This window comes from Rhizobium sp. No.120, assembly GCF_054558365.1.
This window is the reverse complement of the sequence record NZ_BAAJNQ010000028.1, coordinates 1-19,734: the sequence shown is the minus strand read 5'-3', so window position 1 is coordinate 19,734 and position 19,734 is coordinate 1. Positions and strand designations below refer to the sequence as shown.

The 19,734-nt window shown below is 58.7% G+C and carries 17 protein-coding genes and 3 pseudogenes; 9 read left to right on the top strand and 11 right to left on the bottom strand.

Features of this window, described 5'->3' with window-relative positions:
* Positions 1 to 104 (top strand): annotated as a pseudogene (locus ACYJRZ_RS31015) (short-chain dehydrogenase/reductase); the annotation flags it as partial.
* A gap of 214 nt (positions 105 to 318) precedes the next feature.
* Here the strand turns inward: ACYJRZ_RS31015 and ACYJRZ_RS31010 are convergent.
* The 10 genes and pseudogenes from ACYJRZ_RS31010 to ACYJRZ_RS30965 form a co-directional block, all read right to left on the bottom strand.
* Positions 319 to 682 (bottom strand): annotated as a pseudogene (locus tag ACYJRZ_RS31010) (methyl-accepting chemotaxis protein); the annotation flags it as partial.
* A gap of 164 nt (positions 683 to 846) precedes the next feature.
* Positions 847 to 1,155, bottom strand: a complete 309-nt coding sequence (locus tag ACYJRZ_RS31005) for an ArsR/SmtB family transcription factor (protein WP_459465236.1) — start codon at positions 1,153 to 1,155, stop codon at positions 847 to 849.
* Positions 1,156 to 1,266: 111 nt separating this feature from the next.
* Positions 1,267 to 2,049 (bottom strand): ABC transporter permease, encoded by a 783-nt coding sequence (locus ACYJRZ_RS31000; protein ID WP_459465234.1) that lies wholly within the window; start codon positions 2,047 to 2,049, stop codon positions 1,267 to 1,269.
* Complete coding sequence (locus tag ACYJRZ_RS30995) at positions 2,049 to 2,906, bottom strand: ABC transporter permease (RefSeq protein ID WP_459465232.1); 858 nt, start codon at positions 2,904 to 2,906, stop codon at positions 2,049 to 2,051. The genes ACYJRZ_RS31000 and ACYJRZ_RS30995 overlap by 1 nt, the downstream gene beginning before the upstream one ends.
* Positions 2,903 to 3,967: an ABC transporter ATP-binding protein gene (locus ACYJRZ_RS30990; protein ID WP_459465230.1), complete on the bottom strand. Its 1,065-nt coding sequence runs from the start codon at positions 3,965 to 3,967 to the stop codon at positions 2,903 to 2,905. The genes ACYJRZ_RS30995 and ACYJRZ_RS30990 overlap by 4 nt, the downstream gene beginning before the upstream one ends.
* A gap of 115 nt (positions 3,968 to 4,082) precedes the next feature.
* Positions 4,083 to 5,120, bottom strand: coding sequence for an ABC transporter substrate-binding protein (locus ACYJRZ_RS30985; RefSeq protein WP_459465228.1), 1,038 nt, complete (start codon positions 5,118 to 5,120; stop codon positions 4,083 to 4,085).
* 69 nt (positions 5,121 to 5,189) lie between these two features.
* On the bottom strand, positions 5,190 to 6,155 hold the full coding sequence (locus ACYJRZ_RS30980; RefSeq protein WP_459465226.1) for an isopenicillin N synthase family dioxygenase: 966 nt from the start codon (positions 6,153 to 6,155) through the stop codon (positions 5,190 to 5,192).
* Between the two features lie 75 nt (positions 6,156 to 6,230).
* Positions 6,231 to 7,052, bottom strand: coding sequence for an enoyl-CoA hydratase/isomerase family protein (locus ACYJRZ_RS30975; RefSeq protein WP_459465224.1), 822 nt, complete (start codon positions 7,050 to 7,052; stop codon positions 6,231 to 6,233).
* Positions 7,049 to 10,561, bottom strand: coding sequence for an indolepyruvate ferredoxin oxidoreductase family protein (locus ACYJRZ_RS30970; protein ID WP_459465222.1), 3,513 nt, complete (start codon positions 10,559 to 10,561; stop codon positions 7,049 to 7,051). The genes ACYJRZ_RS30975 and ACYJRZ_RS30970 overlap by 4 nt, the downstream gene beginning before the upstream one ends.
* Positions 10,562 to 12,019 carry an FAD-binding oxidoreductase gene (locus tag ACYJRZ_RS30965; protein WP_459465220.1) on the bottom strand — a complete coding sequence of 486 codons (1,458 nt, stop codon included), beginning with the start codon at positions 12,017 to 12,019 and terminating at the stop codon, positions 10,562 to 10,564.
* A gap of 134 nt (positions 12,020 to 12,153) precedes the next feature.
* Here ACYJRZ_RS30965 and ACYJRZ_RS30960 point away from each other — a divergent pair, with 134 nt between their 5' ends.
* From ACYJRZ_RS30960 to ACYJRZ_RS30925, 8 genes are all read left to right on the top strand, one after another.
* Positions 12,154 to 12,906, top strand: a complete 753-nt coding sequence (locus ACYJRZ_RS30960) for a FadR/GntR family transcriptional regulator (protein WP_459465218.1) — start codon at positions 12,154 to 12,156, stop codon at positions 12,904 to 12,906.
* A 39-nt stretch (positions 12,907 to 12,945) separates the two neighbouring features.
* Positions 12,946 to 13,941 carry an MDR family oxidoreductase gene (locus ACYJRZ_RS30955; RefSeq protein WP_459465216.1) on the top strand — a complete coding sequence of 332 codons (996 nt, stop codon included), beginning with the start codon at positions 12,946 to 12,948 and terminating at the stop codon, positions 13,939 to 13,941.
* Between the two features lie 612 nt (positions 13,942 to 14,553).
* A complete protein-coding gene (locus tag ACYJRZ_RS30950; RefSeq protein WP_459465214.1) occupies positions 14,554 to 15,138 on the top strand; it encodes a thermostable hemolysin in 585 nt (194 codons plus the stop codon).
* The gene (locus ACYJRZ_RS30945; RefSeq protein ID WP_459465212.1) at positions 15,122 to 16,585 is read left to right on the top strand and encodes an AMP-binding protein; all 1,464 of its coding nucleotides are present in this window, start codon (positions 15,122 to 15,124) and stop codon (positions 16,583 to 16,585) included. Before ACYJRZ_RS30950 ends, ACYJRZ_RS30945 begins: the two co-directional genes overlap by 17 nt.
* A 20-nt stretch (positions 16,586 to 16,605) precedes the next feature.
* The gene (locus tag ACYJRZ_RS30940) at positions 16,606 to 17,274 is read left to right on the top strand and encodes a TenA family transcriptional regulator (RefSeq protein WP_459465210.1); all 669 of its coding nucleotides are present in this window, start codon (positions 16,606 to 16,608) and stop codon (positions 17,272 to 17,274) included.
* Positions 17,234 to 18,079 carry an SDR family NAD(P)-dependent oxidoreductase gene (locus ACYJRZ_RS30935; protein WP_459465208.1) on the top strand — a complete coding sequence of 282 codons (846 nt, stop codon included), beginning with the start codon at positions 17,234 to 17,236 and terminating at the stop codon, positions 18,077 to 18,079. Before ACYJRZ_RS30940 ends, ACYJRZ_RS30935 begins: the two co-directional genes overlap by 41 nt.
* Positions 18,066 to 18,728, top strand: a complete 663-nt coding sequence (locus tag ACYJRZ_RS30930) for a tetratricopeptide repeat protein (protein ID WP_459465206.1) — start codon at positions 18,066 to 18,068, stop codon at positions 18,726 to 18,728. The genes ACYJRZ_RS30935 and ACYJRZ_RS30930 overlap by 14 nt, the downstream gene beginning before the upstream one ends.
* A 92-nt stretch (positions 18,729 to 18,820) precedes the next feature.
* A complete protein-coding gene (locus tag ACYJRZ_RS30925) occupies positions 18,821 to 19,381 on the top strand; it encodes a class I SAM-dependent methyltransferase (RefSeq protein WP_459465204.1) in 561 nt (186 codons plus the stop codon).
* 136 nt (positions 19,382 to 19,517) lie between these two features.
* Here the strand turns inward: ACYJRZ_RS30925 and ACYJRZ_RS30920 are convergent.
* Positions 19,518 to 19,637, bottom strand: a pseudogene (locus ACYJRZ_RS30920) (adenylate/guanylate cyclase domain-containing protein); the annotation flags it as partial.
* Between the last annotated feature and the right edge of the window lie 97 nt (positions 19,638 to 19,734).

The following is a 19,734-nucleotide window of genomic DNA, read 5'->3' as shown; positions in this document are numbered from 1 at the left end:
CCGTAGCGAAGGCAGTGTGGCGGGCAGCCACCGATCCATCCGCCCCGCTGCGAATTCCGGGCGGTGCAGATGCTGAACTCTGGATGGCTGAGGCAGGTTTTTAAAGCCAGCGAGCGTAGCCGAAAAGCCGCCGCCTCGGGACGAACGATTTTTCCTAGAAATCTTCCATCCCTGGGACTGAAGGGCAGCATTACCGACATTCGCGCGCCGGCGAATTCGTGCTTGACGTTCAGGCCCGGCATCTTCAAGCCACGGAGAAGTCGGCACAGCCGCGGCCGGCAGGGGCGGTCGGGATCTGGCGCGCAGTTGCAACTATGCCACCATCTCCCGCAGCTTCGCCGTCTCTTTGGCAAGTGTCGCACTGGCGGCTCCCGATTCCTCGACCATGGCGGCGTTCTGTTGGGTGATCTGGTCCAATTGGTTGACCGCGGTATTCACCTCCGCAAGGCCCGTCGCCTGCTCGTTCGCCGAGTTGACGATTGCCTGTATGTGGTCGTTGATGGACACGATCTGCTGCTGGATGATCTCCAATGCGGCACCGGTTTCGCTGACAAGTTTCACACCCTTGGCGACTTCCGCCGACGAGCTGCGAATGAGTTCCTTGATTTTCCTTCGCCGCCTGCGCCGAACGCTGGGCGAACTCGCGAACTTCCTGCGCCACGACTGCAAAGCCCTTGACTGCTTATTTCGTGCTGGTGCTCAATTGTGTGCAACGTAGAGATGCCGCAATGCCTCACAGGAGGCGCTATTTCAGATCGAAGCACCTCCACCAGTTTGGGGTTCGTTGACAGTAAACTCGAACGCAATGTACGCCGACCACCACAACAGAAGATCGTCTATCATGCGTCATTTCGATCGAAATCTGCCGGGATGGCGACCAATGGGAGCTCCGCCTCCGACGCGGTGGATCTCAACTAGCGCTGCAAGTAGCCTTTCTGCATCCGGTGACGCAAGACGATAAAAGATCATCTGAAGTATCCTGCGCGTCTTTACGACGCCCTGCTCTCGCAGCCGCGCCAAGTGTTGCGAGATGGCTGACTGACTGAGACCACAAATCCCGCAAAGCTCGCCCACGTTAACTTCTCGCGCGCGAATGGCGTTTAAAATAAGAAGGCGTGTGGGATGCGAAAATGCACTCAAGAGGCTGGCATGCATGTCGGCACGTGCCGTCCCCCCATTTCTCGCAGAATACATGGCTGAGTCTCCACCGCGAAACAGGAGAAAAACACACAAGATTTCTTTTCGCCCCGCTACGGCACAGGCCGTTCAAAAACGGTGTATCCGCAAGCCGAGCAGCTTTTCAGAGACCACGACCACGACCACCGTCATAGCGATAGATAACGTCGATACTGCCGCCGCCTCCGGGGTAAAGTTCGTTCTGAGATAATCGTAGATCTGGATCGGAAGCGTGGCTGTTCCGACATTCTTCAACATGAACGATATAGTGAAGAGGTCGAACGAGATGATGAACGCGAACAGACAGCCGCCGATGACGCCGGGCTTGATCAACGGCAGCATGATGCGTCTGAAGCGCGTGAATGGTCCGGCACCAAGGCTGCGGGCGGCAAGGCTCCACGACGGCTCATAGGCTTCCATCGCCGCAGACACGTTGATGAAGACGAAGGGCAGCGTCATGAGCACATGCCCAATCAGCATGCCAGCCATTGTCGTCGTGCCGATGCCGATCGCGTAGACAAAGAACAGAAGCGAGATCGCTGTCAGAACTTCCGGCAAAAGCAGCGGCAGTAGCATCGCAAGCCGGACACTCTCCTTCCATCGCCCCGCATGCTGCACATAGAACATTGCAGCCATCGTACCGATGACACCGGAAATCAGTGTCGAGACGGCCGCGATCCCAAGCGAGGTTCGGATGGCACGCCAGAAGACATCGTTATGGAAGAAGACGACATACCACCGAAATGAGAGGCCCTGCGGCGGAAAGGTCAGAAATGCCCCCGCGTTGAACGAGGCACCGACGACCACGAGAATGGGCAGCAGTAGAAAGCCGTAGATGATGAGGCAATAGCCATTCAACATATGCTTGGACATCAGCTCATCTTCCATTTCATGCGGGTAAGCCGCGCGAAGATCACGACGATCACCGCTCCGGTGAGGGAAAGCGTCAGCGCCATGGCGGAGCCGAACGGCCACTGGAATGTGTCGATCAGCGCGTCAACGACGCTGACTGCCATCGTCTTCACCCTCAGGCCACCGATCAGGGCGGGAGTCACATAGGCGCTCAGTGAAAGCACGAACACCAGAATGCAGCCCGCCTGGATACCCGGCATGGCCAGCGGCAGGATTACGCGCCTGAAGACCGTCAGCTTTCCGGCGCCAAGCGACCGTGCCGCCGACTTCAACGACGGGTCGATCCCCTGCAGCGCGCTCATCAACGGCAGGATCATGAAGGGCAGGAAGACGTGGACGAGCGCAATGACGATGCCGAGTGCGTTGTACATCAGCCCGACCGGACGCTCGATCAGGCCCAAATTCATCAGCGTCTTGTTGATGATGCCGTTATTCCCAAGAAGGATCGTCCACCCGTAACTGCGGATAACAATGCCGACGAGAAGCGGCGACAGCACGAGCCCATAGGCAAGGCCGCGAAACCGCATCTTCTCGCGCGACAGCTGCCAGGCAACCGGAAAACTGAGAATGAGGCAAGCAAGGGTCGTGACCAGACCGATCAAGAGCGTGTTCGCCACCTGCTGCATGTAGAACGCATCGGTCGCCAGCCTGAGGTAATTGCTGATCGTGAATCCAGGCGCATAGGGCGAGCCGTTGGCCGGGTTGCGCAGGCTCATCACCACAATATTGACATAAGGCAGAACAAGAAACACCCCGAGGAGCAATGCCGAGGGCGCGATCAGGAGAAGCGGATAGGCGAATGTGACGCGGCGTATCATGCGATCGTTCCCGGCACCCAGAAACTCTCGCTGTCGACCCTCACCGTCACGCGATCACCCGGATGGAAGCGGCTTCGCGGGGAGGTCTGGACGCTCAGCGTTTCGCCGCCTTCGAGCATCAGCCGATAGTCGATCAGGCTGCCAGAATAATAGCTCTGCGAAACCGTTGCGATGATACCCGCGCCCTCATCCCCCGCGGCCGCAAGTTCGATGGCTTCGGGCCGCAGCAATACGGGGATGGAGCCGTCGATTGCCGGTAGCGTACCCTTGACATTCGCCGTTCCAAGTGCGGTTTCGACGACCGACGTACCGTCATCGGTCCTGCCCTTCAGGCGGCCGGGCAATGTATTCACGTGCCCAACGAAATGCGCGACTTCCAGGCTTGCCGGTCGATCATAAACATCAGATGGGGCGCCATACTGCGCAATCTGCCCGCCGAACATCACGACGATCCTGTCCGACATCGTCATTGCTTCGGCCTGATCATGGGTCACATAGACGGTGGTGATGCCCACGCGCTTCTGCAGATCGCGTATGAAGACCCGCATTTCGTCGCGAAGCTTGGCATCGAGATTGGCAAGCGGCTCATCAAGCAACAGGATACGCGGTTCGATGACCAGCGCGCGCGCAAGCGCCACGCGCTGCTGCTGTCCGCCGGACAATTGGCGCGGATAGCGGTCGGCATATCCGGATAGCTGCACCATATCCAGAACCCTGGCAGTGCGGATCACGATTTCTGGCCGCGAAATCCTGCGCATTTCCAGCCCGAAGGCGAGGTTCTGCGCCACGGTCATATGCGGGAAGAGCGCATAGTTCTGGAACACCATGCCGATATCGCGCTTTTCCGCCGGCACATGCGAGACATCCTGCCCGTCGAAGCGAATAGCACCGGATGTGACATCCTCGAAACCGGCAATCATCTTCAGCGTTGTCGTCTTGCCGCATCCCGATGGCCCGAGGAGCGAGATGAATTCCCCCTGCCTTATCTTGACGGAAATGCCATTGACGGCGCGCGAGGCGCCATAATGCTTGGTCAGCCCTTCGATGTTCACCTCGGTCATGATCGATCTTCCAGATTGTCTGTGCGGCGTACCGCAAATCTCTCGCGTCAGGGGATAGTGCTGGGGTGCCCCAACACGGCGATGCTTTATTGTTGCCTCAGGGAGAAGACAGAGATCATTTCATGATCTTGGCCCAGCTCTCGGCAAAGCCTGCCTGCTTCTCGTTCATGAAGTCCCAGTCCCAGGTGAGGATCTTGTCCATCATTTCACGGGAAATCGGCACGTCCTTCTTCAGATCGTCAGGGACGACAATCTTGGCATTGGTTGGCGAGACGAAGAACTGCTTCATCAGCGGCAACTGGCTGTCAGGTGACAGAAGGAAGTTGGCGTATTGGTAGGCCAGATCCTTCTCGGGGCCGTTTGCGAGAATGTTGAGGGTCTGATCGAACATCAAAAGCCCCTCTTCTGGCACGATGACGTCAATCGGAAGGCCCTGGCCGCGCAAACGCGCCACCTCGCCGAAATCGAAGGGAGCGACGACGAATTCGCCGGATGCGATGCCGGTGGAAAGGTTGAAATCGGCCTGGATGACTGGGCCAAGCTTTTCCAGCGCCTTGAAGCCGGCATCGACATCATATTGATCCTTGCCGAAGATCTTGGATGCCAGCATCAGCTCCATCTTGCCGGCAGTATTGGCAAAATTGTAGAGGCCGATGCGCCCCTTGAACTCGGGGTTGTCCCAGAGATCCTTCCAGGCTTTCGGCGGCGTCTGGACCATGTCCGTGCGATAGGCGAGGCCGATGGGTGACACCATGGCCACGGCACCCCAGCCGTCGGTCTTCTTGGCAAGAGGATAGAGGTCGGCATAGTTTGGCAATTTCGCCAGATCGAGCTTTTCGAAGAAGCCTTCCTTGCGCAGGCTCGATGCGAATGCCTCATTGGTCATCAGGATCGAATATGGCGGCTTCTGCGCCCCTGCCGCCCGCAGGTTGGCGCTCCAGACACGCCCGTTACCCGCATCCAGCGTCACCTGCGCACCGCTTTTTTGAGTGAAGGCCGGTGCCAGCGTCTGGCGCCAGAACTGCTCCCATGCGCCGCCGAGCGTCGGCACGACAAGTGTCTTGGATTGCGCCCATGCCGGCAGGCCAACCATGGCCGCCGCTGTCACTCCACCCATTCCGGTAAGAACCTGCCGCCTGTTCATGTTCATCATTGACGTTCCCTCAAACTGGTTCTGACTTGGTCATACATTGCGGGGCAGGCGGTATTCCGCTTCTTGCCGTCAGGTTCTGCCGAAGGCCTGGCTGGTCTTCAGCGAAATGTAGTCGCCGTAGGTGATCGGCTCGTATTTGGCGGCGCCCTTCGCTGCAAAAGGCGCGAGGCATTCAATCACTGTGTCCCTGGACGGATTGAGGAAGAACGGGATGGACTGGCGACGCGTCGTCCCCTTGAAGGCGCCGGGCGGATTGGCGACCTTATGCGGCGTCGACAGCCATTCATCATTGGACCAGCGCATGAAGGCGTCACCGATATTGATGACATAGGCGCCTTCGACATTCGGCGCATCCAGCCAGTTACCCACCCGGTTTTTCACCTGCAGTCCGCCCGGAGAGGCTTCCGAACGCAGGATGGTCATGAAGCCGTAATCGGTGTGAACGCCGGCGCGGAGTTGCCCCGGAAGCGGGCTCTCCTTCTGCTCCGGATAATTGATTACCCGTAGCGCCGAGAGGTGGTTTTCAAACGCCGGCTCGAAATAGTCCGGGGCGAGGCCAATCGCCTCGCAGAACGCCCGGCGCAAATGGCCCGCAAGCTTTTCCATCTCTCTGAAATAGTCGGCGAAGGCCTGTTCCAGCCCTTCCGGCCGGGTTGGCCATAGATCGCCGGGCAGGCGCGGGCCAAAGTTCAAGCTTTCCTTGTAATCGCCCGGCGTCTTGATGCCGAGCGTCGCTGCAAGCGCCTCGTCGGCGATCGGCGAAAAGGCAACACCACCCTCTATCGAGGTGCCCCTTCCCTGCTCGATCTTCCACTCCTGCGGCTCATCGAAGAAATCGCGAGCGAGATTGTAGAGACGGGTCGTCACGTCAGTGCTAACGCCGTGTCCCGTAACGAGGAAGAAACCGGTTCGCCGGCAGGCATCCTCGATGGCAGTGACGACCTTCCGGCCCGCTTCCGCGCCTGCGATGAATGGTGCAATATCGATGACGGGTATGTTGTCCTGCACCTCATCCGGCGCGGCGATCGTCTGCATCCTGAAGCCTCCTTCCTTGATCGGCGGTGGCGACAGCACTGAATGGGTGCCGCCGGGCGATATCGTTAAACGGGGTCAGTCGAGCCCCTTGAACGGGGCATCGCGGAACTCGAGATATTCCTTCAGCGACATCTTCTGCAGATTGCGCATCCACTCCTGGCCGTCGCGACTGACATGCAGGGCGGCGATGGCGTGGACGTTGAAATCGAAGGATGTCATCAGGCCAGCGGCCATCTGCTGGTTGTTGATGGAGGACTTGGCGAACTTGATGGCCGGCACGGGCATGCGGGCCAGCTTGCGTGCCAGGTTCTCGGTCTTTTCCCTCAATTGATCGGCGGGCACGATCTTGTTGATGAGGTGCATGCGCAAGGCTTCCTCGGCATCGACCACATCGCCCGTGTACATCAGCCAGCGCACGTCACGGGTGGCCAGCAGCCAAGGCATGAACAGTGCCGGGGGGCCGGAATTGTGCCGCACCTCCGGCTCGCCGAACTTCGCATTGTCGCTGGCAATGGCCAGATCGCAGGCCATCATCAGCTCAAGCGCCCCCGCAAGCGCATAACCGTTCACGGACGCGATGACCGGGATCCGTGCCTTCCAGATATTGAGGAGCGCCTGGGCGTTCTCCGACATGTCCGCATGCCAGCCCTCGATATCGACATCGTAATCGGCGCTTTGAAGATCATAGCCGGACGAGAATGCGCGGCCCGCCCCCGTGATGATGAGCGCGTTGACCTCCTTGTCGGCGACAGCCATGGCGACGGCGCGGTCGATTTCGCGCACCGTCGTCTTGTTCATCGCATTGAGTTTTTCAGGACGATTGATGGTGATCGTCGCGAATTTATCGTGTCCATCCTTCTCGTAAAGGATCGTCTCGAAGGTCTCGGAAGTGCTCATATGCTTTTCCTCTTGGCCGCGTCCTGATCCGGCATCGCTGTTCGTTTCTCGTCGTTGGCCGGCGCTGCAAGCAAGGCCGCCATCTTCTTTTCAAAGCGCCCGATCGACGCCATCTTGACGGGGCCGAACCCTTTGATCTCTTCCGGCAGCCGGGCGAGCGCGACGGCATGGCCGTGCGTTTCGACGGAAAGCTGTCTCGTGAGATCCTCGATCATCGCCCGATAGTCAGTGATCAGGCGCCGCTCCATCCGGCGCTCTTCGGTATGGCCGAAGGGATCCAGCGCCGTGCCGCGCAGGAAGCGCAGCTTTTCCAGAAGCGCGAAGGCCGGCCCGATCATTTTCTCGGGGATGGCGATCTTCGCCGGATTTCCGGTGCGTTTATCGATCCGCCGTGACAGGATGGGTGGCGCCAGATGATGCTTGATGCTGAAGTCGCCTTCGAACTGCGCTTCGATCGCAGCCTTGAAGCTCCGGTCGCGGTGCAGACGCGCCACCTCGTATTCGTCCTTGTAGGCCATCAGCCTGAAGGCGTTTTTGGCGACGGCCGTTGCAAACTCCTCGCCGGCCATGAGCCCGTTTTCGGCCTGCCGCGCAGCATCGACCAGTGCCCGGTACCGGCGTGCATAGGCGGCACTCTGATAGGCGGCAAGAAAAGCTTCGCGGCGCTCGATGATGGTGTCGAGTGTCTCGACGGGCTTGACCTCGGCTAGATCGGCTCTCGCAGCGCTGGCGACGATATCGGGGGAGACCGCCGATCGACGGCCCCAGCCGAAGGCGGCACGGTTCATCGCAACGCCGGTTCCGTTGAGTGCAATCGCCTGATCGATGGAAGCAAGGCTGATCGGCACCAAGCCACGCTGCCATGCATGACCAAGCAGGAACATGTTGGCTGCAATCGCATCGCCCATCAGCGCCACGCCGAGCTTGGTCGCCGAGACGAGGTGAACAGCATCTTCGCCGGCTGCGCGGCGCAGCGTTTTCAGCGTCGCTTCCTGCTGGAAATCGATCGCCGTGTTCTGGACGAAAGACGCCGTCGGCGCGAAGTGATTGTCGAGAACGGCGCGCGTGCGGCCAGCGCCAAAGGTCGATAGCGCATTGCGACTGGCCGACACCACGATGTCGAAACCGAGCACCAGATCGCTTTCGCCAACGCCGATGCGGACCGACGACAAGTCACCAGCCATCCGCGCCACGCGAAGATGCGAAATGACGGCCCCGTTCTTCTGCGCAAGCCCCGTTTGATCCAGCGTCTGCACAAAAAGGCCATCGAGATGCGCCGCCATGGAGAGGACGGCGCTGACGGTAATCACCCCCGTCCCGCCGATACCGGCCAACAGCATGTTATATGGCTGCGCTCCGATATCCGCCAGAACAGGTAGCGGCATATCATCGAATGTCGCTTGCTGAGCTTTCGCAGCCGGCTTTCTGATCTTTCCGCCCTCCACCGTGACGAAGCTCGGACAGAAGCCTTTGATGCAGGAAAGGTCGGTATTGCAACTCGACTGGTTGATCTTGCGCTTACGGCCAAACTCCGTTTCCTGCGGTTCGATCGAGATGCAGTTGGAAACGGCCGAGCAATCGCCGCATCCTTCGCAGACCAGTTCGTTGATGAAGGCTCGCTTGTCCGAGACCGCCAGCGCCCCGCGCTTGCGACGCCGGCGCTTCTCTGCCGCACAGACTTGATCGTAGACAAGCACCGTCACCCCGTCGATCTCGCGCAGTTCACGCTGCACCTGATCGAGTTCGTCGCGATGGTTGACCGTGACATTGCGCGGCAAGCGGCCCTGCCAGACCTCCGGCCGCTCGGCAACGACGGCCACTCTAGCAGCCCCTTCGGCCAGCATCTGGTCGACGATACCGGGAACAGAGACCTCACCGTCGTGCTTTTGACCGCCGGTCATGGCGACGGCATCGTTATAGAGGATCTTGTAAGTGGCGTTTACCTTCGCGGCGATCGCGGCCCGGATCGCAAGCAGGCCCGAATGAAAATAGGTGCCGTCGCCCATGTTGACGAAGATATGCTTTTCATCGGTGAACTGAGAAAGCCCGATCCACGCACCGCCCTCACCCCCCATCTGGGTAAAGGTCGAGGTGTTCCGGTCCTCAAGCCCGATGACCATCATGTGGCATCCGATACCGGTCGATGCACGGCTTCCCTCAGGCAGTCTGGTCGATACGCTGTGCGGACAACCGGAGCAGAAGTACGGATCGCGCCTGAGTGCCGGACTTTCCGTTACGCTGGCTGCAACAATTGCCTCCATCTCCCGCGACCGGCTATCGAGATCATCGGCCTGCGGCCCGAGCACAGCAAGGATGGCGCGCCCGACGGCCACCGCATCGATCTCGCCGACGGCGGACAGGAGCGGCATGCCCGCCGGCCCAAGTTTACCGAACACTCTCGGCCTCTCGTCGGATGGCATGTTGAAGAGCAGAGCTTTGATCTGGTCTTCCATGATCGGACGCTTTTCTTCGATGACCAGCAGCGTCTCGAGCTCGGCGGCAAACCGTGCGATCCCGTCCGGCTCGATTGGCCAGACAAGACCCACCTTGTAGAGCCGGATGCCGAGCTCTCCTGCACGCCGCTCGTCTATGCCGAGGCGCGAAAGCGCGCCCATCAGATCGAGCCAGGATTTGCCGGTCGAGACGATGCCGAGACGCGCCTTGGTGCGCTGCCCCTGCCAGATGATGCGGTCGAGTCTGTTGTGACGGGCAAATCTATGGACGGCAGAAAGCTTGTCTTCCAGCCGGCGTTCCATTGCATGCGGCCCGTCAGGCCAGCGAAGCGACAGGTTGCCTTGCGCATCCGGATAGGCGATCGCCGGATGAGCTGGATCGAGATCGACGGTTGCCGTGCATTCGACAATCTCCGTCTGGCATTTGAAGCCGATCCATGCTCCCGAATAGCGGCTAAGCGCAAATCCCAGCAAACCGTAGTCGATATATTCGGTGACGCCGGCGGGCGACAGCAAGGGCACCATGGCCGATATCAGGTTGTGCTCGCTCTGATGCGGCAAGGTCGACGAGACGGCCCCATGATCGTCGCCGACGAGCAGCAGCACGCCGCCATTCGGGTTCGTGCCGACGGCATTGGCATGCCGGATCACATCCATAGTGCGATCGACGCCCGGGCCCTTGCCGTACCACATCGAGAAGACACCGTCATAGCGGACGCCGGAGAACATCGCCGTTTGCTGCGTTCCCCATACAGCTGTCGCCGCCATGTCCTCATTGAGGCCGGGCTGAAAGCGGATATGGTTCTGATCGAGATAGGTCTTGGCGCGCGCCATCTCGCGGTCGAAGCTTGCGAGCGGCGAACCGCGATAACCGGAGACGTAACCGGCAGTGTTGAGACCCCTTGCCAGATCGCGCTGTCGCTGGATCATCGGAAGACGCACCAGCGCCTGTGTGCCCGACACGAGGATTTTTCCATGATCGACTGTATACCGGTCATCAAGGCTCGGGCCTTTTTCACTGGGCAATGCGCGGGCTGTCTCGGACAGGTTCTGCATCTACGCACGCTCCGGCACGCCCGGCAACGGCATGTCGAAAACCCGCCCGGGATTGAGAATATTGTTGGGATCGAAGGCGGCCTTCAGGCGGCGCATGGCATTCATCTCGGCGGCACTTCGCCCGAGAGGCAGCCACTTCTTCTTCTCAAGGCCAATTCCGTGCTCGGCGGAAATCGCGCCATCGGCACGGATCACCGCAGAAAGAGTTATATCGGCAATCCGCTCATGATGGTGAGTGCGGACAAGAAAATGCAAATTGCCATCGCCGAGATGGCCGAAAATATAGATCTCGGCATTCGGATCGGCGGCCGCGATCTCGTGGCTGGCAGCATCAAGGAAGGCGTGTATGTTGGATAAGGGCAGACTGACATCGAAGCCGGAGATGCAGTCCATCGAGAAGATGAATTCACTGGCAGCCTCGCGAAGTTTCCAGATTGCGTGATACTCGCGCAGCGACCCCGAAACAGCCACATCCGTTACGATTCCGCTTTCGTAGCCCGCCATAAGTGCTTCGGAAAAACGCGCCTGAGCACCGGCCTCGTCCTGCCCCTGCATCTCAACAAGGGCGTATATCCCGCCACCTGCCGCAACAGGTGGCTGAGCACCGGTCAGTGACAGAACCCCGTCATAAACATTCGGAAAAATCACTTCGAAAGCCGACAGCAACGGGCCGAGCGCAGAACGTAAATGCTTCAGAAGGGCAATGGCGGCACTTAACGACGGCAATCTGCAAAAGGCATTCGCTTGCGACCGCGGCTCGGGATGCAGCCGCAGACAGGCCCGCGTGACCACGCCAAGCACACCCTCGCTTCCGACGAAGAGCTGATTGAGATCAAAGCCCGAATTGTCCTTGGGCAATCCCTTCAAGCTGGTCAGCACAGAGCCATCCGCCAGCACAACCTCAAGCCCCAGAACCTGAGACCGATACATGCCATAGCGCAGGACACGAATACCGCCCGCATTGGTGGCAACATTACCGCCAATCGTGGACGTGCCGCGGGCGCCGATATCGACGCCGAAAAACAGCCCGCGGCCTGCCGCAGCCTCCTGCACCGACTGAAGCGTAACGCCGGCCTCTGCGATGATAGTGGCGGCATTCTCATCCACAGGCGACAGGTTCACCATTCGCTCAAGCGAAAGCGACACTTCATCGACTTGAGGCCTCGCCCCGCCGGCAAGGCCCGTCCTGCCGCCTTGGACGACAACGGGCTGCCCTAGGCGATTGCATTCTTCAAGGATAGCGCACACTTCCGCCGTATCCGCGGGCCGGAAAACGATTATCGGACGCTCACCGCGCTCGTCGGTCGCGTCACCACGATAACCATCGCCGACGTCGTCGCCGGCGAGAACGGCCTTTCTATCGATCCTTCCGTCGAGACGGCGCAGCAATTCTGCATGCCGGCCGACAGGCGCGCATGCACCTTGGGCGCTCTCCGCCCGACCAGTCGATCCGCCCAATTTCGTTCCCCTTGGTTATCTGGATCAAGCGCAGGTTATCGTCTATCCGATATTTGTCAAACCTATATTCAATTTTCAGTGGCGTTTTCGAAGCGGCCGTGGCATCTATGAAATCGAGGTAAGGGTGACAATCAATGACGCTGAAATTTGACGAGGTCGTGAGGGCTGGCATCGCCAAGCAGGTTGCGGAGAACATAAAGTCCGCGATCATGGATGGCCGCCTGAAGATCGACGAACGGCTTCCGACGGAAGAGGATCTCGCGAGAAGCTTCGGCATATCTCGGCCAACCGTGCGCGAGGCGCTGAAACGTCTGGCAGCGCAAAATCTCATCCATTCAAGGCGCGGTCCGCTCGGCGGAAACTTCGTCAAACGGCCGGATCCGGAAGGGCTTTCCAAGGCGATCACCGCAGCAGCAACCCTGCTAGTCGGCATCGGCGCCTTCGATATCCACGAGATTATTACGGCCCGCCTTGAGACGGAGACGATCTGTTGCAGGCTCGCCTGCGAAAATCACGGCGCTGCCGATCTGGAACGAATGGCGGCGGAGATCGAGATCCAGCGCGATGAGACGATCAGTGACGAGGACTTCTGCGCATCCGACGTGCGCTTTCATCGCGCGCTGGTGGATTCCACCTGCAATGGCCCGCTGAAGCTGATGATGTACACGGTGATCGAGTCCTTCATCCCCATCACCAACATGATCGTATTCCGGGTTCGCGAGCGCCGCAAGGTCGCCGGCTTTCACCGGCAGATCATGGAGGCCGTCGCCAAGCGCGACACCGAGACGGCGACAAGGGCATTGGCGGACTTGCTGGCCTACATTCGCAACAGCTACGCAACCGCGATGGACGCACGCGACAGGATGAAGGCGACGCCTCAGGCCTGACAAGGCGAACGGCCGATTTCAAGTGTGAAAGGGGGACGCATGTCCGATACATTCCAGGCAATGGTCATAGACATGGCCGATGGCAAGCCGCAGGCCGGTTTCCGCCAGCTTTCACTCTCCGATCTGCCGGATCATGATGTTCTCGTCGAGGTTCATTATTCGACCGTCAATTACAAGGACGGTCTGGCCCTGACCGGCAAAGGGCGGATCGCCCGGCGTACGCCCATGGTCGGAGGTATCGACCTTGCCGGAATCGTAGTTGAATCCCAATCTGACAAATGGGCGCCTGGCGACAAGGTCATCGTCAACGGATGGGGGCTGTCTGAAACAGAATGGGGCGGATATTCGCGATTTCAGCGCCTGAAAGCGGAATGGCTGATCGCACTGCCCGAAACCTTCAAGCTTTCGCAGGCAATGGCAATTGGAACGGCCGGCTACACGGCGGCGCTTTGTGTCAATGCACTTGAGGATTGGGGCACGATCCTCAACGAAGATCGCGAAATTCTCGTGACCGGTGCCGCGGGCGGTGTCGGCTCGGTGGCGATCAGCTTGCTTGCGGACAAGGGTTACAAAGTAACCGCATCGACCGGTCGCCCGGAAACGTGGGACTATCTCGGATCGCTCGGCGCGAGCGCTTTCGTTGACCGCGCATCGCTTTCAGAAAAGGGTGGTCCTCTACAAAAGGAGCGCTGGGCGGGGGTGGTTGATTCTGTGGGCTCGACGACGCTCGCAAACGCACTTTCACAGACCGTCTACGGTGGGGCGGTTGCTGCCTGTGGCCTTGCGGCCGGCGCAGACCTGCCGGCAACGGTACTCCCGCATATCCTGCGCGGCGTGGCACTGCTTGGCATTGATTCAGTTATGGCGCCGATGCTCAAACGCATCCGCGCCTGGCAGACCCTAGCCGAACACCTGAAAGCGGAAAGGATCGAGACATTGGCGAGGATCGAGCCCTTCTCCGAGCTTCCGAGCCTCGCTCAGGATATCGTCGAGGGCAAAATCAGGGGGCGTGTCGTCGTGAAAATCGCACCGTAAGGCCGCTCCAGCGCGCGCAAGCGATCTCTCACAGTCGCCATTTTCAGACGCCATGCCGAGAGAGCGGCGAGACAGGGCCTGCGCGGAATCAATGGGTTGAAAGACTCCCGCTTCACAGGTGCTAGGATGGAATCGGTTAAATAAGACAAACTGAAGCATGCGGGTGGCATAGACATCTACCGAAGCACTGACATAGCAAAGCGTTCCACATTCATGCAATTTCGCGCTCTTGAACGGATCAGAACCCGCGCACCCTGTTGTCAAAGTGCCACGCGTTTGAAACTTTCAATATCGGCATCATCGGCTTTCATGGAATGGCCGATTTAGTCAGAACGGTGCTGCCGGATGCCTAGACGGTCGTCGCGAAAACGAGGCATTAGAGACATCGATGCAAAGTCCTGAATCCGTCGCGTAACAAATCTCAGACAAGTCGCGGACCGGTCGCAACCTCCAAGAGTTCGCGATTAAGTTTACGATTGGAGAGGACGGCAACCACCCATTTGGTCTCGCCCCCTATTCGCCATTTTAAGATCACTGGAACGCCATCCTTTTGTAAGTGCACAGTAATATTGGCGCAGCAGCTTTGCCTCGCATTCATCAAGCGAGGGCGAGATGCTTGAAACCTCATTACTGACGCGCGAAGATGTCAGAAGACCGGCCGCCGAGGCCCTGATAGCCGGCATGTTCGAAACGTGCTACGGCGCTTCCGTTTCCGCGTTTCCCGAAACCCTTATCGTCAAATTCGATGTCGATGGGCTGCAGCCAGTCTGTGCGGCCGGACTGCGTTTTGATCGCGATGGTTTTTTCTCCGAGCAGTATCTGGACCAGCCGATCGAACAGATGCTGTCCTTGGCCTATCGGCGTCCAGTCAAGCGTGACGAACTGATCGAGGTGACGTCGCTAGCAAGTCGAAATGTCCATCACACCATTAGTTTCATCCGCGCTATTATCCTGCATGGCCAACTATTGGGCTGCGGCTGGGCATTCTTCACGTTGACGGCCCGCTTGTCACGGATGCTCTCTCACCTTGACGTCCATTTAGTTCATCTCGCGGACGCCGAGTCTCACAGGGTCGCTCGCAGTTCCGATTGGGGCAGCTACTACAGTCACCGGCCGAGCGTCTACGCTTTGCAAAACCCCGCACATTCAATCACCACTCAACCCATGGAGGAAAGCCGCCATGCACTTTCTTTTTGAGAGCATCGAACGGAATGCCGCCGCTCGCCCCTCGCAGATCGTAGTGACCGATCCCCGTACCAGTCTTACCTGGACATCACTTAGGAATGCCGTGGGCAATTGCCGGGCAATCTTCTCGTCCCAAGACAAGAAATTCGGGCTCCTGGCGCCGAATGGATGCGAATATGTCGTCGCAATGCTGGCCGCAGTCGCCGAAGGCAAGACATTGGTTCCTCTGCCGACGTTTTTCAGTGATGCACAACTCGCCAAAATCATCGCCGATGCAAGGATCGACGAGGTGCTCGTGACCGGCGAAACCACGGAACGGACCGCCCGGTTGAAGCTTCGGCACAGTCTCGTGGGGCTGGACTTGCGGGATTGTGTCTGGAGCGCGCCCATCAGCGGCTTCGAAACGATCATCTATACATCAGGCAGCACCGGCGCGCCTAAGGGGGTACGACATACATCTCGCCAGATCGAGGCCGTTGTGCGCGGCCTCGCCAGCGTGAGCCAAGCGACCGCCGAAGATCGCTATCTTTCGCTTTTGCCTCTACCGATGCTGCTCGAGACGATATGTGCGATCTTTCTGCCTCTATTCTGTGGCGCCCAGGTTTACCTCGATGCCGAAATCGCCGAGCAGGTTGCAAGCGGCAAAGTCAATGGGCTGGCGAGAGCCATTGCCGAGCGGAGACCGACCGCAACCGTGCTCGTCCCACAACTCTTGAAAGCCTGGCTTTTCGAGATGAAGGCGACGCAAATGGCTCCTTCGCCGGGGCTGAGGTTCGTGGCGGTCGGAGGCGCAAGAGTTTCCCAGGCGCTGCTGGTTCTGGCTGCTCAGCTCGGCGTTCCGGTCTTCGAAGGATACGGACTATCTGAATGCTGCTCGGTCGTAACGCTGAATGGAACGAATGAATGCAAACGGGGCACCTCGGGCAAGCCCCTGCCCGGCATTAAGATTGCGATTGAGGACGGCGAGATTATCGTCGACGGCCCAACTCTCATGGAGGGCTATGTCGGTAACCCGTCCACGAATGGTCCGTGGCATACGGGTGACCTTGGATCGATCGATCAAGACGGATTTCTGACCGTAAGTGGCAGAAAAGACAATCTCATTGTCACCGGATTTGGAAGGAATGTCAGCCCTGAATGGGTTGAGACTGCGCTTCTAGCCGATGCCCGCATCGGACTGTCGGTGGTTACAGCATCGGCGCAATCCACCTTGCACGTCGTTTTGGTTCCAACGGCATCCGGGGAAGGCTGGTTCGCAGCCGCAGGCCCAAAGGATATCCATTGCCTCCTTTCAGCCTTGTGCACCGATCTTCCCGACTACGCTGTTCCCCAGACTTATCAGACCATTTCCATGGCTGATGCCATCAAGGCGATGCTGGTAACCACCAATGGGCGACCTATCCGTTGCCGGATCAACGACTTCGTCGCTACTTCATTCCATCAAACCGCAGCTCAATAAACCGTAAGAAAGGAAACCACATGTCATTTTATGACAGGCTCATCACGGAAACCGCCGCTCAAAGAGATGCATTTCTGAAGATTCCGATTGTTGCGAATAGCGTTCGGCACGGCGCCGCAAAAGAGACCTATCTCGCATTTCTTGCCCAAGCCTATCATCACGTAAAGCACACGTTCCCACTCCTTGCCCTGGCTGCTTCGAGAACAGAAGACGAGCGATACCAGGACGCCCTCGTCGAATACATGGAAGAGGAACGTGGTCACGAAAAGTGGATTCTCGATGACATTCGCGCACTTGGTGGCGATGCCGCCGCCGTCGCAGCCGGCGAAGCCGGTCCGGCCTGTAAGGTGATGGTCGGCTACACCTATTACGCAATCGAACATGTCAGCCCTTATGCAATGCTCGGCAGCGTTCACGTGTTGGAGGGCATGTCGGTTCTGCTGGCGGATCAGCTCGCCGATAGTTTGAAGGCCAAATTCGGTATTTCGGATGACGCAGGCTTCTCCTATCTCCGATCCCACGGCGCGCTCGACCAGGAGCATGTCGCCTTTTTCAGAACCATGATCAATGGCTTCGAGGATCAAGGCACCCAGGAGCTGATCATTGCACAATCAAAGATGTTCTATCGCCTCTACGGAGGGATCTTCCATGAGCTCGGCGAACAGGTGGAAATTCGACATGCCGCTTAAGGGCAAGCGCATTCTAATAACGGGCGCTGGCTCTGGCATTGGGCGAGCGCTCGCGATAGATGCCTCCCGGCGGGGCGCCCGCATCTGCATCTGCGGAAGGCGTGAGGACAAGCTCCATGAGACCATGGAGAGTTTGCTCGGAGCAGGCCATATGGAACTGGCGGCGGATATAACCGTCGACGTCGACAGGAGCCGTCTTCTGCAATTGCTGGTCCGAAAGTGGGATGGCCTCGATATACTGGTAAACAATGCCGGCCTGATCACATCGGGCGCGCTGGAGCAGACCAGCGCCGCCCACATCGAAGCGCTCGTCACGACGAACGTCCTCGCGCCGATGCTGTTGACGCGACAGCTTATTCCATTGTTGGAGATTGGCGCCATCCCGCGCGTCGTCAACATAGGATCCATGTTCGGAGAAATTCCCTTCCCTGATTTCGCCGCCTATTCGGCTTCGAAGGCTGCGATAAAGGGCTTTTCGATCGCTTTGCGCCGCGAATTGAGCGGCACCGGCATTGCAGTAACTTACGCCGCCCCGCGAGCGACCGACACCGACGGCGCAGCGATGGCACTGGAGAAAGCCGGCAACCGCAAGCTGGATTCGCCTGACCGCGTTGCTGCCCAAATCTGGGATGCGGTGCATCTCGGCAAGAAGCATGTGTATCCCTCCGGATTAGAACGGCTCTTCATGCTGCTTCAGTCGATTGCCCCCGGCTTCGTCGATCGTGCCGTCGCTGGAAAGCCCACCCAGACACCCGCAACGCAAGGACAACAGATCCAAAAGGAGACCACCCATGTCCAGCATTAAGACCGTATTTGCGGTTGGAGCACTTTTCTTGACTATCCTCGTTCCCGCTTTACGAGCGGACGAGTTGGCCGACATGAATGCCGATATCGCAAAGGTCCGCGGCCAGTGGGAGACGCTTAAGTTCACGATGCGACCTGGCGACAAGCAGACCGCGCTCATGAACCGGCTCGGTCAGGATGCCGATCAACTCGCAACCAAATATCCCACTCATGCCGAAGCCTTTATCTGGGATGGGATCATAACCAGTGAGCGCGCCTCGATGGCGAGCACATTTTCGGCTTTAACCCTAGCCAAGCGAGCTAGAGATATTCTGCAGAAAGCGTACGATCTTGACCCACGCGCGCTCGAAGCGGGCGCTCCGACGAGCCTTGCCGTTCTCTATTACAGGGTGCCCGGCTTCCCGCTCGGTTTCGGCGACACCAGCAAAGCACGTGCCCTTCTTGAAGAGGCGGTTCACACTGCTCCGCAAAGCCTCGATGCGGAATACTTCTATGGGGACTTTCTCTACGAACAGCACGAATATCCAAAAGCTCAGGCCGTTCTGGAACAGGCCCTGAAAATTCCGCCGAGCCAGGATCGGCCGCTGTGGGATCACAATCGTCGATTGGTCATCGAACAATTGATCGGCAAGATAAAGGCCAAGGCATAACGATGTTCGTGGACATTCACGAGATCTGGTCTGCAACCGGGCGCCAACTGCGGCGTCCGGAAGGCGTTTTCGGCCAATGGATTGGCCGGGTCATGACGATCGTCAACCGGCAACCCTATAAGCTTGCCATCAAGGCACTGGATGTCGCCACGTCTCACCGGGTCCTCGAGCTTGGCTTTGGCGCGGGGCGCAGTCTTGCTGCACTTTGCCGTCTCGCACCCAAAGGCAAGGTCTTCGCGATCGATCACTCCGAAGCCATGCTTGCCATGGCACGCCGAAAAAACAGAAGGTACATCACAAGCGGGCAGCTTGAACTACATGCCCAGAGCTTTTCACCACTGACGTTTGCGGACAACTCCTTCGACCGCATCCTACTTGTGAACGTTATCTACTTCTTCGATCAGGCGGGCCATGATGTAGTAGAATGCCATCGTGTGTTGAGGCCCGGCGGTCGGATCGTGATCTATGCCACAGACAAGGAAACCATGCGGCGATGGCCCTTTTGCGAAGATCGAACGCACCGGATCTTCGGGTCTGCCGAGGCTGTGGAGATGCTCGTTGGCGCCGGGTTTCAAAAGAGCGACATAGGCGTTGAGCAGGTTGCGTTACCATTGGGTGTGCGCGGTTTCGTCTTAACCGCCTTGAAGCACTAACACCTCGGCCTGACAGAATGCAAGCGGCCCAAGTTTGACAGTCAATCACCCCTCTTAATTTACTCCACTGCTTGGTAAGGCGCTCGGCGACGGTCGTGGCGCCTCCTAGGTAATGCTCTGTCGTCTTCGGGGTCGCTCATCCGATCTGTATGCAAATTCCTTTGGCGCCATTGAGCAATCGCCTCAAATGATAGCTGGCGAGCCGATCATCCGCATTTGCGCTGACCAGCGCGGCGAAGGCAGGCATGGCAGCGGCGTGATCTAGGGTCAGGACCCATTGATTTGAATTGACGGCTATGAGTCAGACGGGCGGATAGGAGCCTGACTGATGAGTAATTTGTTCTGGCTGACTA

What these genes read in the sequence shown, in the direction of transcription:
- ACYJRZ_RS30950 (WP_459465214.1), top strand. Translation starts at nt 14,554, where the DNA reads ATGCTTGAAACCTCATTACTGACGCGCGAAGATGTCAGAAGACCGGCC.
- ACYJRZ_RS30985 (WP_459465228.1), bottom strand. Translation starts at nt 5,120, where the DNA reads ATGATGAACATGAACAGGCGGCAGGTTCTTACCGGAATGGGTGGAGTG.
- ACYJRZ_RS30990 (WP_459465230.1), bottom strand. Translation starts at nt 3,967, where the DNA reads ATGACCGAGGTGAACATCGAAGGGCTGACCAAGCATTATGGCGCCTCG.
- ACYJRZ_RS30960 (WP_459465218.1), top strand. Translation starts at nt 12,154, where the DNA reads ATGACGCTGAAATTTGACGAGGTCGTGAGGGCTGGCATCGCCAAGCAG.
- ACYJRZ_RS30970 (WP_459465222.1), bottom strand. Translation starts at nt 10,561, where the DNA reads ATGCAGAACCTGTCCGAGACAGCCCGCGCATTGCCCAGTGAAAAAGGC.
- ACYJRZ_RS30930 (WP_459465206.1), top strand. Translation starts at nt 18,066, where the DNA reads ATGTCCAGCATTAAGACCGTATTTGCGGTTGGAGCACTTTTCTTGACT.
- ACYJRZ_RS30995 (WP_459465232.1), bottom strand. Translation starts at nt 2,906, where the DNA reads ATGATACGCCGCGTCACATTCGCCTATCCGCTTCTCCTGATCGCGCCC.
- ACYJRZ_RS31000 (WP_459465234.1), bottom strand. Translation starts at nt 2,049, where the DNA reads ATGTCCAAGCATATGTTGAATGGCTATTGCCTCATCATCTACGGCTTT.
- ACYJRZ_RS30955 (WP_459465216.1), top strand. Translation starts at nt 12,946, where the DNA reads ATGTCCGATACATTCCAGGCAATGGTCATAGACATGGCCGATGGCAAG.
- ACYJRZ_RS30975 (WP_459465224.1), bottom strand. Translation starts at nt 7,052, where the DNA reads ATGAGCACTTCCGAGACCTTCGAGACGATCCTTTACGAGAAGGATGGA.
- ACYJRZ_RS30945 (WP_459465212.1), top strand. Translation starts at nt 15,122, where the DNA reads ATGCACTTTCTTTTTGAGAGCATCGAACGGAATGCCGCCGCTCGCCCC.
- ACYJRZ_RS31005 (WP_459465236.1), bottom strand. Translation starts at nt 1,155, where the DNA reads ATGCATGCCAGCCTCTTGAGTGCATTTTCGCATCCCACACGCCTTCTT.
- ACYJRZ_RS30940 (WP_459465210.1), top strand. Translation starts at nt 16,606, where the DNA reads ATGTCATTTTATGACAGGCTCATCACGGAAACCGCCGCTCAAAGAGAT.
- ACYJRZ_RS30980 (WP_459465226.1), bottom strand. Translation starts at nt 6,155, where the DNA reads ATGCAGACGATCGCCGCGCCGGATGAGGTGCAGGACAACATACCCGTC.
- ACYJRZ_RS30935 (WP_459465208.1), top strand. Translation starts at nt 17,234, where the DNA reads ATGAGCTCGGCGAACAGGTGGAAATTCGACATGCCGCTTAAGGGCAAG.
- ACYJRZ_RS30925 (WP_459465204.1), top strand. Translation starts at nt 18,821, where the DNA reads ATGACGATCGTCAACCGGCAACCCTATAAGCTTGCCATCAAGGCACTG.